This window comes from Nannocystis bainbridge, assembly GCF_028368995.1.
In the GTDB taxonomy this organism is placed as follows: Bacteria; Myxococcota_A; Polyangia; order Nannocystales; family Nannocystaceae; genus Nannocystis; species Nannocystis bainbridge.
Genome location: NZ_JAQNDL010000003.1, coordinates 2,217,043 through 2,231,442 on the forward strand (window position 1 = coordinate 2,217,043; position 14,400 = coordinate 2,231,442).

Here is a 14,400-nt window from a genome sequence, read left to right on the forward strand (position 1 = left end):
AGCAGAGCGGCGTGCGATATCGCGCGCCGCTCGGGAAGCTGATAAAGTGGCTCTGCCATGGCGATGGGGCACGACAACGGGGAGCAGCCGACGCTGTTCATCACCTATGACAAGCTGCAGGGGCTCGGGCACCCGTTCTATGAAGCGCTCGACAAGCTGTTACGGAAGCACGGCTTCGACCGCTTCGCGGAGAAGCAGTGCCAGCAGTTCTACGCCGAGGTGATGGGCCGACCGGGCCTCGCGCCGGGGGTGTACTTCCGGTGCCTGCTGATCGGTTACTTCGAGGGGATCGGCAGCGAGCGGGGCATCGCCTGGCGGATCGCTGACTCGCTGAGCCTGCGGCGGTTTTTGGGGCTCGGCCTGGAGAAGCAGCCGCCCGATCACTCGACGATCTCGCGGACGCGACGCCGGCTGAGCATTGACGTGCACGAGCGAGTCTTTACGCGGGTGCTCGAGCTGGTGGCGGAGCATGGCCTGCTGCGCGGCAAGACGCTGGGGATCGACGCGACGACGCTCGAGGCGAACGCGGCGCTGCGCTCGATTGTTCGCCGCGACGACCGACGCGCGTATAAGGAGTACTTGACCGACCTGGCGGAGGCCGAGGGGATCGAGGAACCGACGCGCGAGGACCTGGCGCGGCTCGACCGCAAGCGGCCGAAGAAGGGCTCGAACGACGAGTGGGTGCACCCGCACGATCCCGAGGCCCAGATCATGAAGATGAAGAACGGCAGCACCCACCTCGCGCACAAGCACGAGCAGGCAGTCGACCTCGAGACCGGGGCGATCGTCGGGGTGACGGTGCACGGCGGCGCTGCGGGCGACACGAAAACCCTCGAAAAGACGCTGGAGGTCGCCGACGCCAATCTCGCGGAGGTACGCCAGGTGGGCTCGGAGAAGGCCAGGGAGCAGATCGCCGAGCGCGTCGAGGAGGTCGTCGCCGACAAGGGCTACCACAGCAACGACGTGATGACCTCTCTCGAGGGGGTCGACGTGCGCAGCTATATTCCGGAGCCCGCGCGAGGTCGTCGGCGGTGGGAGGGCAAGCAGGCCGAGCGCGACGCGGTCAGCCGGAACCGCCGCCGCATGAAACGGAGCAAGGGCAAGGAGCTGCAGAAGAAGCGCAGCGAGCTGGTCGAACGGCCCTTCGCACACATGCTCGACTCCGGCGGCATGCGCAGGGTCCACGTGCGGGGTCACGACAATATCCTCAAGCGACTGGTCATCCACGCCGCCGGATTCAACTTGAGTCTGATCATGCGAATGGTCCACGGAATCGGGAAACCGAGGGCCCTCCAGGGCCTTCGGGCCGCACTTTCTGCCGTACTCGTGGCCGTCCTCACGCTCCTGCGGTGGCTCGGAGCACTCTTCGGGCGCGGCTCGCAGCAATTTCCGCCGAAGGCTCGACCTCCCGAGTGCTTCGCTTACCCGAGGCTCACCTGAGCGATTTCGTCCCAACGACTTCTGCCTCGGGCTGCTAGCGATCGCAGGAGGCGCGAAGTTCATCGATCACAACAACGTACTCCAAGCCGCCAAGCGAAGTGGGAACTCCACCACCCTGCGAGACGCGAGGCGGGCACAGGAGGTCCTGTTTCGTGTCTTGATTCCATTCAATGCGATACGTCAGGTTAGATGAGGAGACGAAAATGCCTGCACTGAGCGAACACGTGAACGTTTGGCGATCGGCACTGAACATTCTTGCCGCAAAGGGTTACCAAGTTTGGGTGCAAGACGACGGCGAGACGTTTTGCGCAGAGCGTGACGGCTGGGATTTTATGGCCGACAGTCCGGTTTCTTTGCTCGGTCTAGTGTCCATGCTTGAACACCAAAGCCCCGAGCATTACGAAGAATACTGGTGGCGAACGCCTGGCAAGCTCGATGTTTCCAAACTGCCGTCCGAGCCGAAACCTTATGTATCGGTGGTCAAAGGTCCGAGGCAACGAGGACCTGCGGAATAGATAGTAGGGCGGCGCGTCATGGCAAACTTCGAGCACCGCCTCGTCGAGGGCTACACCGCCGGATCGACCTCGCTGGCGAGACCGACCCGGCCCTCATGCACACCGCGGCCGTATCAGGTCGTGCCGCAAAAAGTCCGGCCGAGCCCCCAAGCCCGACGGCACGGCGACCTCGTGTTCGACGGCGACGACATCGTGTTCGCGGACACCAGCCCAACCTCCGCCTGGTCGGCAGCGACCGCTTCATCGGCGACAACAAGGCAACCCCGTCAAGCAGTACGAGCCCTTCTTCGACTGGGGCCCCGCGGACACCGACGAGCGTGAGCCCGTCCGCGCCGAACCGCCACCCGCGGCGCCGCGCCGGTTGTCTGGGAGCGCGGTTATGCCTACCATCTCGGAGGAACTGGCTGCAGGCCACCAGCGCCCCCTCGACGACATCGACGACCCGCTGAGCTCCACCGTCCCCTACACCACGACGCCCACGGCAACATGACCGCCATGCCCACCATCCCCGGGGTCCTGGGACCACGACGATCGCCTGCAGAGCAGCGAGTCCATCGGCGGCGGCAACAATCGACTCGCGTCGAGCCTCGTGAGACGCGCCGTCAGCTGTACCCCTGCGAGCTCGAGCCAGGCCTATCGGATTTGGCCCCTACCGACATTCTTTGGGCATAGCCCAATGGCCACTTAGTAGTAGCACCACGACTGTCTCCGATTCCGAACACGCCAGGCTATAATGCACCGGATTTGGAGCTTCGAGGAGATTTCAGATCCTTCTTTCCGGGGGGCAGCAAACCCCCAAAAGGTCCCTGATGACACCGCTCGTTTTCCCACCAGAGTTGAATTTCGTGTGCGCCATGTTCGAGCGTTACGGCGCCTCGACAAAAGAAGAGGTCCATCGCCTGCTCAATTCTGCAGGCGTGGACGAGCTCGATGCAGTGACGGCAGTTTCGATTCGCCTCCTCGAAAGCGCGGGCGAAGGAATGTTTGCCATGTACCGCTTCGCCGAACAGATGGAGAATCAAGGAGATTACGATTCAGCCCAGAGAATCCGTGCGTTCACCGAACGCATCATGCCTGTTGTGGTGGGATAATTCTTTGCCCAGCACGGTAGATCCCGGGTCGTCCGGATCTCCCGCACAGATCCCCGAGCGCATCCCCCACCGACAGCCCGGCGAGGGACAGGCGGGCGCGGGACATCCTTACCTCGTGATCGGCGGGCAGCGAGACCATGCCCGCATCCTACCCGCCGCAGCCACGACTGTCACCTACGCGACCGTCTCGGCCTCCGCCCCTTCGAACAGCACCGCCACGCGGTTGCGAACCTTCGCCAGCGGCGGCAGCTCCAGCGCCACGTAGTCCGTCCGCTCGATCATCAGGTCTGGGTTTCTCCGCGCCTCGTGCCTCGGCGGCAGCTTCTCCAGCTCCTCCGAATCAAACCTCCGCAGCGACTTCCGCCGCTGCACGTACGTCCCGCGCTTGAAGAACTCGGGGTAGTCGTTCCACTCGACCCCCTTGTCGCGCAGCATCGCCTGCATCTCGGCGCCGTTCTTGTTGTCGAGCTGCTTGTGGCTGTAGTGGGCTCGTGCCGCCATGGCGACCGAGTTTTTGACCGCGTCGAACTCACGCCACAGGAACGTATTGGCCGCCTCGTCGAGCGAAGGCAGGTTCCACACCCGCGCGTCGAAGTGCGGCAGCTTCTCCCCGTACTCCCCCGGCAAGAACTCCGGCAGCCTCTTATTGAAGTACGCGGTCGTCAGGCTCGCCAGCACCGACACCAACTTCGAAATACGCCCGTCGAAGATGATCTGGCTGTCGGCCGTCGGCGTGTACCAGGCCAACGTGATCTCGTCGGACTGCGTGTAGCCGCACGCCGCGTTGGTCTCGCGCACCAGGAACTTCACCGTCTCGATCATCAGCTGCGACAGCCGGCGATCGAACGGCCGCTCGAGCCCGTGCGTGAATTTTGAAAAGGAGCGGCCATCGATGCGCGCGACGATCGGCAGCAGCGGCATGCACTTCCGGCCGGCCTCTGCCATCTCGTACATCTTCATCCGGTCCCCGAGCTCGTCCGTCATGCGCGCCTCCTTTGCGACGAGGAGGCTCGCACGAGCGCCACACACAATCAAAGAGGCGAGCCCGCGCGCCTGCGCGCCGACTCGCCTCCATCCACGCTGCGGATACTTCAGGCGTTGTCGCCGAAGATCGCGCGCAGGCCGTACAGCGACAGGAACGCGAAGCCGGCGCTCGCCGGGATCGTCAGCACCCACGCCAGCACGATGTTGCCGGCCACGCCCCAGCGGACGGCCGACAGGCGCTTGCTCGCGCCCACGCCCATGATGCACGCGCTGATGCAGTGCGTCGTCGACACCGGCACGCCCATCGCGCTCGCGGTGAGGATCGTCGCCGTCCCGGCCGTCTCGGCGGCGAAGCCCTGCAGCGGCGTGATGCGGATGATCTTCGTGCCCATCGTCTTGATGATGCGCTTGCCGCCTGCCATCGTGCCGAGGCCGATCGCCGCCGCGCACGAGAACACCACCCACGTCGGCACGCCCTTGTCGACCGGCAGCATCGACTCGGGCAGCCCGGTGTAGCCGGCGGCCATGAACGACACCAGCGCGAGCGTGATGATGCCCATCGCCTTCTGCGCGTCGTTCGAGCCGTGCGAGAACGCCATCATGCAGGCCGAGATCAGCTGCAGCCGCCGTGACCCGCGCTGGACCGAGACCGGCTTGAACGACCGCACGATCCACAGCAGCGCGATCATGAAAAGGAACGCGATCGTGAAGCCCGCCAGCGGCGACAGCACCAGCGGGATCAGCACCTTGCCGGTCAGCGTGCCCCAGTTGAAGGCCGACATGCCGGCGTGAGCCACGACCGCGCCGGCGAGCCCGCCGATCAGCGCGTGCGACGAGCTCGACGGGATGCCGTACCACCACGTCAGCAGGTTCCAGATGCAGGCGCCGATCAGCGCCGCCAGCACCACCACCTGGGTGACGATCATCGGATCGGCGAAGCCGGAGGCGATAGTCTTGGCGACCGCGGTGCCGGTGATGGCGCCGATGAAGTTGAGGATGCCGGCGAGGATGACCGCGGTGCGGACCGGCAGCACGCCGGTCGAGACGACGGTAGCGATCGCGTTGGCGGCGTCGTGGAAGCCGTTGATGTAGTCGAACACCAGCGCGACCACGATCACCAGGATCAAGAGCGTCAGCATGCTAACCATGCTTCACCGCCAGGTTCTTGAGCCGCTCGGCGACCGTCTCGCACTTGTCGATCGCCTTCTCGAGGTCCTCCAGGACCTCCTTGTCGCGCAGCAGCACCTTGGCGTCGATCGCCGGGTCGTGGAACAGCTGCCCGACGGCGTTGCGGAAGATCCGGTCGGCCTCCTTCTCGTGCTGCTTGATCACCCGGCCGACCGCGATCAGCTTGGCGTACTCGTGGCGGCGCAGCGCCGGCAGCTCGGCCTTGAGCAGCTCGGCCATCACCACCAGGATGTTCATCAGCTCGATCATCGGCGGCGACGGCTCCGGCACCGCGTACAGCTCGAAGGTCCGGCCCGTCAGGTTGATAAGGTCGACGATGTCGTCGATCGACGCCGCCAGCAGCTGGATGTCCTCGCGGTCGATCGGCGTCACGAACACCCGAGCCAGCTGCTCTTCGATCTCGTAGACGATCGCATCTGCCTGGTGCTCGAGCTCCTGCACTGTCTCGCGCACCTTCTCGGCCGACACGCCGCGCGCGAAGTCGGCGAGCGCGCGGGCGGCCTGCTCGAGCAGCTCGCTCTGCCGCTCGATCAGCCCGTAAAACACATCCTCCCGCGGAAGGAGCCAACGGATGACGTCCTGCAGTGCCATGGGGTGCTTCTCCGCGCGGGAACCTAGCCGGCCTCTGCCGGCGAGTCCATCGCTTGCTCGCGCATTTTGCGCATGCGCGACGCCTCTGTAACATGCCCGTCACAACGAAGGCGTAGAGGGCCGCCGCTGCTCATGCATCGCGGTCTCGCCTCGCCCGCGTGAGGTACCACCAGCCAGCGATCGTCCCGCGAAGGCCCAGCGCCGCGAGCGCGAAGCCCACCGGTCGCGCCGCTTGTCGCCGAGTTCCGAAGATCCCGAGTCCGCGATGCAGGAGCCTCGCCACGCGATTCGAGGTGCCCGAGCGGCGTCCATAACGAGGCCTCCCACGAGGTGACCGCGACGATCGGCCGCGTGCGCGTCGAGATCGCCTGCCTCCGTCACGACGCCGATCGTCACCAGCCTCGGCCTCTCGATCGTCTGCAGATCTCGCACTCGAGAGCGCGTCCGGTCGCTCGCTGTTCCGCGTCGCCCTGCCGCTGGCCTCGCTCCCCGGCGCTCGCTCGCGTCGACACCTCTCACGTCGGCGGCGGCTCGGCGTCTCGCGCCGTCTGGGCGCAGTTGCGGACGCAGGTCCAGCGATCGCCGGCGCCGAGCTGCTTGTCGGCGTGACAGACATCGACGCACGCCGACAGGCGGTCCAGCGACTCGGGCGTCAGCGTCGCGTCGGCCGCCCGCGCCCGCCGCTTGCAGCGCTTGCCGCACGGCCGCGAATCACCGCACTCGTGAAGACACCGCGCCGCGCCGTCGAAGGCCGCGTCGACGGCCGTGGGCGTGACCTTGAAGGCCACGTCGCAGTTGCGGCGGCAGGTGATCGCGTCGCCGGGCGCGAGCGCTTGCCCGGTGCAATCGTCGTAACAGGCGGACAGCCCGCCGCGGTCGCCGCTGGCGTTGTGCTTGCTCTCCTCGAGCTTCGGCGGCGAATGCTCGCGGACCATGTCGCAGGCAGTGAGAGCGAGCAGGACGGCGGTGGAACGAGCGACGATCGACATACCTCATTCATGGCGAGATCTTCGGCCCGGCGACCGCGAAACTCCTGCGCGTCGCCGCATCCCGGACGCGCTCGCCGGCCGTGTGACCGCAATGTCACCACCCTCGCCGCGGCGCGCGTGATATCCCGACGCTGATGTCACGAGCAAGCCCATGGATCGTCGCCCTCGATCTCCGCGACCGCAGCCGCGGCGCCCTCGCGTTCGCTGGCTGGCTCGGCGGCGCCGGCGAATCGGTGATCGGCGCCCACGTGCTCGAGCCATGGAGCCGGCCTCACGTGCGCAGCGAGGTCGAGGCCGACCTCGGCCGCGCCGTCGCCCGCGCGACGCATGCGCTCGGCTGCCCTCCGCCCGCGCAGATCGTCACGGAAGAGGCCGAGACCGCCGAGGCCGGGCTGGCGCGACTCGCCGTCGGCGCCGCCGGCCTCGTCGTCGGTCGCGTCGCCAGCGATCCGCGCCGCGCCCTGTCGCGCCTCGGCCCGGTCGCGCGCCGGCTGCTGCGTCAGCTGCCCGCGCCGACCGTCGTCGTCCCGCCGACGCTGGTCGCCGTCGCGGCCGGACCGATCCTCCTCGCCACCGACTTCGAGCCCGCCAGCGACGAGGCCGCCGTGTTCGCCCGGGGCCTCGCCAGCCGCCTCGGCCGCGCGCTCGAGCTCGTCCATGTCGGCGAGGATTTTTACGAGGAGGACGACGAGGTCCGCGACCCCGTGTGGCTGCGGGCGCGCGACGCCTACCGCGCCGAGGTCGCGCTGGACAGCGAGCGCTGGGCCGCCGCGCACGGCCTCGCCGCCACGCCGAGGCACCTGCGCTTCGGCGACGCGGTGCTCGAGCTGGCCGACCTCGCCGAGGCCCGCGACGCCGCCCTCGTGGTCGTCGGCTCGCGCCGCCTCGGCCTCCCGGCCCGCTTCTTCCTCAGCAGCACCGCCTCCGCCCTGGCCGGCCTGGCCGCCTGCCCGGTCGCCGTGGTCCCGCCGCGCGACTGACTCATATAAACTGTCTCTCGAGGCATGTCCTCGAGGACATTCTCCTATGAGCATGTCTCGAAGGGCATTTCCTAAAGAACATGTCTTTTGCGACATGTACTCAGGACGCCAGCCCCGGCGGATCGCGCAGCGCCGCGGCCAGGTCGCGGCCGAGGCTCGCGGCCGCGTGCGCCGGCCCGGCCGCGAACACGTGGCGGTCGGGCCGGACGATCGCCAGCGCGGCCCGGTGCTGACGGAACCACGACGCCAGCCGGTCGTCCGCGTCGGCCATCTCGATCAGCCCCGGCTCGCCCGTCCCCGGGCCCACGAGGATGAACCGCGGGTTCACCCCATCTAAAAAGCCTTCGCGATTGACCGTGCGTGGATCGGCCGCGAGCCCGACCACCGCGAAGCCCGGCCCCAGCAATTCATCCGACCGCCCCGCCGCGCCCCGAACCTGCGGAAAATAGGTCCCCTCGGCGCCGCCACGCGGGCGCTTGCCGCCGGCGATGAAGCCTGCGCGGTGCAGCGGCGGCGGCTTGAACTCGAAGTCACAGATGAACCGGCGCACCCGATCGATCTGCTGCAGCGCACGGAACATCGCGTCGCGCGCGGACGCCAACCACGGCGCGCGCGTCAGGAACACGTGGCCCATGCGCACGCTGGCGGCGATCATCGCCTGCGTGTGCGCCCGCCGCTCGACCTCGTAGGTCGCCAGCAGCCGGGCATCCGCCGTGCCGGCCAGCACCGCGGCCAGCTTCCACGCCAGGTTGGCCACGTCGCGCAGGCCCGACACCAGCCCCTGGCCCATGAACGGCGGCATCTGGTGGGCCGCGTCGCCGACGAGGAACACCCGCCCCACCTGCCAGCGCTCGGCCACGTGCTTGCCGAACCCGTAGATCGTGGCGCGCGTGATGCGATAGCGATCGGGGTCGACGAACGGGGCCACCAATGTTCGTACCACCTCGGGTCGCTCGAGTGTCGCCGCCGTCTCGCCGCGGTGGATCATGCGTTCGATGCGGAGCTCGCCGGCCGGTCCTAGCGCGACGAAGGTCGGCCGCGCCGGGTCGCACACGAAGCGGGTGCTCGGCACCCGCAGCGCCGCCGGCTCCGCGTAGCCCGAGATCGCCAGCCACGGCTCCGCGTAGCGCGACCCTGGCATCGCCACGCCCAGCGACCGGCGCACCGTGCTGCGCGCCCCGTCGCAGCCGAGCACGTAGCGGGCCGTCAGCGTCGCCGGACCCGACGCGCCACGCAGCGCCAGCGTCACCGCCTCGGCGCCCGCTCGCAGCCCCGTCACCTCGCAGCCGCGGCGCAGCGTCACCCACGGGAACCGACGCATGCCCGCGCGCAGCGTCGCCTCGAGCGCCGGCTGATGAAAGAAGTGTAGCGGGCTGTAGCCCGAGCCGAAATCGAGGCGAGCCAGCCACACCTGCGCGAACGGCCGCCCGGCCACCCCCGTGTAATCGACCTGGTCCACCGCGATCATGTCCGCCAGCAGCCGATCGACGAGCCCGATCTGCTGGAAGATCCGCAGCGCCTCGTCGTCGCAGCTGAACGCCCGCGACTGGCCGTGATCGTCCGTATCGCGCTCCAGCACCACGCAGCGCAGCCCCGCCTGGCCCAGGAAATTGGCCGCCACCGCCCCCACGGGCCCGCAGCCGACGATGGCGACGTCACACTCGTCGGCGTGGGGCGAGGGCATGGCGCGAGGGCCCGCATCATCGCCGAGGATCTTGCGTGCGTCGAGGTGGCGCCCGACTGCCATGATTCATCCCTGCCACGAATCACTCGAGATCGATCGTCGTTGAACGATCGTCAACAGCGCGCTTTCGCCCGGCGGGCGCGCGGTGACACTTCTCGGCCGGCGCGGTGTTGCACCGCCATGCCGCTCCGCGCCCGCTGCACTCGCCTCGCCGCCCTGCTCGTCCTCCCGTCCGCGCTCCTCGCCGGCGGCTGCATCCCGCTGGTCGGCGACGGCGACCTCGAGGTCCGCGAGCGCGAGGTCTCGGGCTTCGACGCGGTCGTCAACGACACCGCGCTCGACGTCGAGGTCACTCTCGGCGCGGCCGAGAGCGTGCGCGTGATGTGCGACGCCAACCTGCTCGATCGCGTCGAGACCGCCGTCCGGGACGGCGTCCTGCACATCGGCCGCGCCGGCCTGCTGCCGCTGCGACCGCGCGCCGGCTGCCGCGTCGAGGTCGACGCCGAGCACCTGCGCGCGCTGCGAAACAGCGGCTCCGGCGACCTGCGGACCATCGGCGTCGCCACCGAGCTGGTCGACATCCGCCAGAAGGGCTCGGGCTCGATCACCGTCGACGAACTGCAGGTCGCGCACCTCGAGGTCCGCGCGACCGGCTCCGGCAGCGTCGACCTCGCCGGCGAGAGCGACGACGTCGCCTACATCAACACCGGCTCCGGCACGATCCACGCCCGCGAGCTGACGGCCGCCACGGCCCTGGCCCGCAGCACCGGCTCGGGCGGGCTCGATCTCCACGCCAGCGAGCTCGTCGACGCCGAGCTGCTCGGCTCCGGCGACATTCACGTGTGGGGCTCGCCCGCCGATCGCCACGCCCGCACCACCGGCTCGGGCGCGGTCGTGTTCCACTGATCAGAGGTTCCGCGGGTTCTTGTCGTCGACGTGTTGGCGGATCTCCCGCATCCACGCGTCGAAGTCCGCGTCGCCCAGCGTGTGCCCCGGCTGGACCCGCGCCCACTCGCGCCGCAGCGCCTCCTTCGCCACGCGCAGGCGCCCGGCCACCGTCTCGCGCGACTTCAGCTTCAGCACGTCCTGGATCTCCGGCTCGGTGAGGTCGTTCCAGTAACGCAGCTCGAGCACCGTCTGGGCGTTGATCGTCAGCCGGCGCAGACACTCGAACAGCATGCGCGCCTGCTCGTTGGCGAACACGAACGAGGACATCGCGGGCAGGCCGGTGTCGACGACGGCGTGGATCTCCGGGTCGAACGAATCGAAGTCGCGCCGCCGACGCTCCTGAAGGTGGCGACAGAGGACGCGATAGGCGATCGCAAACAGGTACCCGCGGAAGCTGCACTCGCCGCGGAAGTTGTCCCGCGACTTGACGCACTCGAGGAAGGTCCGGTTGGTCAGGTCCTGGTAGTGCGACTCGTCCTTGCTGAGGAAGAACCGCCGCAGCCGCGCGTAGTGGCGCTTCAGCAGGAGGTTGCCGGCGCGGGCATCACCCGCGCACCAGCGGTCGAACAGGGGGCGGTCGTCGTCTGCCACGGGGGTTCGGGTCTCGGAGGTCGTCGTCGTCGTCGTGAGCATCGCGCAGGGCTCCTGGACGGCGCGAAGGCCGTCCAGAAGCGTGGTGCGCCGACCGGGGGCGGACGATCACCTCCGGTCGTGATTTTTTTCGCCGCGGTCTACACCCCGAAGGCGGCCCGCCGGACCGGGTCGGGCTTGGTCGCCTCCTTCTTGGTGCTGACCCGGATCGTCGCCGCGGTGCCGGTGGTCTCGGCGATCAGCACGAAGGTCGTCTCGGTCTCGCGGTCGGGCAGCAAGAACGACAGGTACTGGCTGGTGTTGGAGGTCGACCAGGTCGGCGACTCGAGCCGCAGGGTGTGCCCGGCCGGATGCTGCGCGTACACGTAGGTCCCGCAGGCGACCTCGAGCTGGTTCACCGCGCTGCCGAACGTCAGCGCGGCCTGGTCTTCGTTCAAGTCGGGGTTGCCGGGGGCAGTGAAGATCACGTTCAAGGTGGTCGGTGTCGTGTGCATGGGCATCCTTGCGCACGAGGCCCGTCGTCGATGGTTTTGACGGTGGCCTCGAGGGTTTTCGGTGGGAGATGGGCTCTGCGACTCGGTAGTGCCGACGGGCGAGCGATCCGGTCACGCGCTCACGAACATTCTCGCCGGATGGCCGCGGCGGCCTGCCGCAGCTCGGCGATGCCCCGGTCATACGCGTGGACCGCGGCGATGTCACCCGCGAGCCCGTCGAGCTCTTCGGCGTAAGCCTGGCGGTCAGGGCAGGCCGCGTTCGCCATGTCCACGCCGCGATCCAGCATCAATCGCACTGCGGCGTCCGGGCGGCCACCCTCGAGCGCAGCACCGGCCGCGTTGTGGAGGTTCTGCGAATAGACCCAGCCGCGAGCGCCGGCTGCCTCGAGCACCGCCGCGCTCTCGAGAAAGTGCGCCTCGGCCGTCTCGTGCTGCTTGCGGCGTGACGCGACCAATCCCCGCAACGCCCACATGTCCGCGGTCTCGCGCGGATCGACCTCCGACAGGTGTTTCATCCCCTCGAACACCTCGCGCAGCGCCTCATCGGCGCAGTCGATGCACTCCGCCCAGACCGCGAAGCTGGCGTACGTCCGGCTGCGGCGGTGAGCGGCGCGCAGATCCCAGTCGCCCTGGCGATAGCGGTCGCGCACACGCTCGAGCTCGCCGACGCATTCTTCCAGCCCGCGCGGATCTCTGGCGACGAAATCCAGCATGTACTCGCATTCCATCTCGGCCAGCCCGGCCCTGCTCTCGACCGTTTGCGGGTGATCCTCTCCGAGCGCGGCCTGGCGGATCTGCACCGCACGCAGGTAGTGCTCGCGGGCCTCGTCGAACTGAGCGCCGCGCTCGCGACCGCTCAGCGTCCGCGAGAGGTTGGCGAGACTGAGGCCGAGGTTGTGGTGCGACTTGGAGGTAGTGGGATGCTCCGCGCCGAAGAGGGCCTCGCGCTGAGCGAGCCCCTCGAGGTGCTGCGCCGCCGCCTTCGCGTGCTCGCCCTGGCCATCGAGCCGCAGTCCCTCGGCCTCCGCGAACTCGGCCTCGAAGCGGCGGCGGATCGGCGAATCGGTCGGCAGTGCCGTCATCGTCGAGCGGATCCACGGGGCCTGCAGCGCCGCCTCGCCGTGCTCGCCGAGATCGAAGGCGAGGCTCTTGAGCCGGAGGGTCGAAGCGCGCGCGAAGGTGTCGTAGTCACCGGCCTCCACGGCCAGCAGCGCCCCCGCCTGTAGCCGGTCGAGCGCTTCCCGCGACGACCTCGCGGACGCGTCGAGCCAGCCCGTCAGGTAGACGGCTCGCGCGTGCGCGGCCTTGTATGGGCTGCTGGCGTCGAGCGCCACCCCGGTCCGCGCGCCCGCCCCCGCGTAGTCTCCGGCGACGATCCGCAGCTCGAGGCGGTCGAGGTAGTCGCGCAACCAGTCCGGCGTGCCCGTCAACGACGAAGCCTCCGGCCGCTCGCACGCCGCCGGCAAATCGAGGCCGCCGAGCACGTCGAGCATGCGCGTGACGCTCTCGCGGTCGGGTTTGGCGTACAGCGCGACCACCCCCGCGAATCGCTCGAGCTGGCGCGAGAGACATGCCTCTCGGGCCTCGTTCGGTATGGTGCAGAGCCCCGCGCGAGCCTTGGTCCAGGCCTCGCCGTAGCGGTCGGCGAAGCCCTGCAGCGATTCGCTGGCCCTGGCTCCGAACGGCAGCTCGAGGCCGGTGATGGCGGTGTCGACCTCGGCCCGCCTCGCCTCGTCCCACACCGCCGCGAATTGCTCGCGCCCCTGCGACACGCACCGCTCCTGCGTCGCGGCCTGGGCCACCCACGTGAACCCGAGGACCGCCGCCGCCGCCGCTGCGCTGGCCACGATCGCCAGCGTCCGCCGCGGACGAGCCGTGAGCGCCGCCAGCAGGGCCGCCATGTCGGGGAACCGCGCCGCCGGGTCGTCCGCCAGCCCGCGCTGCAGCGCCCGCACCAGCGGCGCCCGCACCTTGCCGCGGATCGCCAGAGCGTTCACGCCGGCGCGCGGCATGCGACCGAACAGCGCCAGGTGCAGCGCCACACAAAAGCTGTACTGATCGCTGCGGGCCGTCGCGCGCCCGCGGGCGCACTCCGGGGCGATGTATCCCTCGGTCCCGAGGCGATGCTCCGCGTCGGTGAGCGGCGCGCGGGCCTCCGACGCGCCTGTCTCCGGCTCGGTCTCGCTGGCATTGCTGACCGGCTCCACGGTGATGAGCGCGAGGCCGAAGTCGCCGAGGACCGCGCCGAAGTAGCTGTCGATGAACACGTTCTCGGCCTTGAAGTCGCGGTGCACGATCCCCGCCTGGTGGGCCGCATGCAGCCCGCGCCCGGCCGCCACGAACTTCTCGACGATCTCCTGCCAGCGCCGAGGACGTGCGAGCCACTTGTGCAACGAATCGCCGGGCTTGATCTCCATCACCAGGTACGCCGCGCCCTCGAACATCCCGGCGTCGTGCACGCGGACCACGTTCGGGTGCTCGAGTCGGGCCAGCGCCTGCGCCTCGCGCATCAATCGCTCGTTCTGCGTCCGACTGCGGAGCTCGGGGCCGAGGCGGATCAGCTTGAGCGCCACCTTGCGATTGAGCCTCGGATCGTACACCGCATAAACATCGGCCTGTCCGCCGGTGCCGAGCTGGTGAAGCACCGTGAATGGACCGATCTTCATGCCCGGCTCCAACGAACTCGGCGCGCCCATTGGCCTCTGCTCCCGTATTCCCTCCGGTTCGGGCTCGAGCGGCTGCTCCGGCTGGCTCACAGCGTCATCCGCGAGACGCAGTATCCGTAATGTCTCCGCGAGCTCCGCCTCGATATGCGGCGGGGCCGGGGGCTCGTCGGCGGAGTCGTCGGACATGGCTGCCATCGTAGTGACCTGGACCCGGCCGATCGATCACTCCCAGGCGCCGA

The 14,400-nt window shown here is 69.0% G+C and carries 13 protein-coding genes; 5 read left to right on the plus strand and 8 right to left on the minus strand.

Annotated features, from left to right (window positions below; translation table 11 throughout):
* Positions 1-57 precede the first annotated feature (57 nt).
* The 3 genes from POL25_RS33995 (at position 58) to POL25_RS34005 (ending at position 3,046) form a co-directional block, all read left to right on the plus strand.
* Positions 58-1,440 carry a transposase gene (locus POL25_RS33995; protein ID WP_272090467.1) on the plus strand — a complete coding sequence of 461 codons (1,383 nt, stop codon included), beginning with the start codon at positions 58-60 and terminating at the stop codon, positions 1,438-1,440.
* Between the two features lie 203 nt (positions 1,441-1,643).
* Positions 1,644-1,955, plus strand: coding sequence for a hypothetical protein (locus tag POL25_RS34000; RefSeq protein WP_272090468.1), 312 nt, complete (start codon positions 1,644-1,646; stop codon positions 1,953-1,955).
* An 809-nt stretch (positions 1,956-2,764) separates the two neighbouring features.
* Entirely contained in the window at positions 2,765-3,046 is a 282-nt protein-coding gene (locus tag POL25_RS34005) for a hypothetical protein (RefSeq protein WP_272090469.1), read from the plus strand.
* A gap of 174 nt (positions 3,047-3,220) precedes the next feature.
* Here POL25_RS34005 and POL25_RS34010 read toward each other — a convergent pair whose 3' ends face one another.
* The 4 genes from POL25_RS34010 to POL25_RS34025 all read right to left on the minus strand — a co-directional run bounded on the left by POL25_RS34010 (position 3,221) and on the right by POL25_RS34025 (position 6,798).
* Positions 3,221-4,030, minus strand: a complete 810-nt coding sequence (locus POL25_RS34010; RefSeq protein WP_272090470.1) for a tRNA(His) guanylyltransferase Thg1 family protein — start codon at positions 4,028-4,030, stop codon at positions 3,221-3,223.
* Positions 4,031-4,137: 107 nt separating this feature from the next.
* On the minus strand, positions 4,138-5,178 hold the full coding sequence (locus POL25_RS34015) for an inorganic phosphate transporter (RefSeq protein ID WP_373372123.1): 1,041 nt from the start codon (positions 5,176-5,178) through the stop codon (positions 4,138-4,140).
* A complete protein-coding gene (locus POL25_RS34020; protein WP_272090472.1) occupies positions 5,171-5,809 on the minus strand; it encodes a DUF47 domain-containing protein in 639 nt (212 codons plus the stop codon). Before POL25_RS34020 ends, POL25_RS34015 begins: the two co-directional genes overlap by 8 nt.
* Before the next feature lie 515 nt (positions 5,810-6,324).
* The gene (locus POL25_RS34025) at positions 6,325-6,798 is read right to left on the minus strand and encodes a hypothetical protein (protein ID WP_272090473.1); all 474 of its coding nucleotides are present in this window, start codon (positions 6,796-6,798) and stop codon (positions 6,325-6,327) included.
* A 134-nt stretch (positions 6,799-6,932) separates the two neighbouring features.
* Between POL25_RS34025 and POL25_RS34030 the strand changes: the two genes are divergently transcribed.
* On the plus strand, positions 6,933-7,778 hold the full coding sequence (locus POL25_RS34030; RefSeq protein ID WP_272090474.1) for a universal stress protein: 846 nt from the start codon (positions 6,933-6,935) through the stop codon (positions 7,776-7,778).
* A 100-nt stretch (positions 7,779-7,878) separates the two neighbouring features.
* Here POL25_RS34030 and POL25_RS34035 read toward each other — a convergent pair whose 3' ends face one another.
* Complete coding sequence (locus POL25_RS34035; RefSeq protein ID WP_272090475.1) at positions 7,879-9,462, minus strand: bifunctional 3-(3-hydroxy-phenyl)propionate/3-hydroxycinnamic acid hydroxylase; 1,584 nt, start codon at positions 9,460-9,462, stop codon at positions 7,879-7,881.
* A 180-nt stretch (positions 9,463-9,642) separates the two neighbouring features.
* On the opposite strand from POL25_RS34035, the gene POL25_RS34040 reads away from it, so the two are divergent.
* Positions 9,643-10,368: a head GIN domain-containing protein gene (locus POL25_RS34040; RefSeq protein ID WP_272090476.1), complete on the plus strand. Its 726-nt coding sequence runs from the start codon at positions 9,643-9,645 to the stop codon at positions 10,366-10,368.
* Here the strand turns inward: POL25_RS34040 and POL25_RS34045 are convergent, their stop codons facing one another.
* The 3 genes from POL25_RS34045 to POL25_RS34055 all read right to left on the minus strand — a co-directional run bounded on the left by POL25_RS34045 (position 10,369) and on the right by POL25_RS34055 (position 14,347).
* A complete protein-coding gene (locus tag POL25_RS34045; RefSeq protein ID WP_272090477.1) occupies positions 10,369-11,043 on the minus strand; it encodes an RNA polymerase sigma factor in 675 nt (224 codons plus the stop codon).
* A gap of 98 nt (positions 11,044-11,141) precedes the next feature.
* A complete protein-coding gene (locus POL25_RS34050; protein ID WP_272090478.1) occupies positions 11,142-11,495 on the minus strand; it encodes a hypothetical protein in 354 nt (117 codons plus the stop codon).
* 119 nt (positions 11,496-11,614) lie between these two features.
* Entirely contained in the window at positions 11,615-14,347 is a 2,733-nt protein-coding gene (locus POL25_RS34055) for a serine/threonine-protein kinase (protein ID WP_272090479.1), read from the minus strand.
* Between the last annotated feature and the right edge of the window lie 53 nt (positions 14,348-14,400).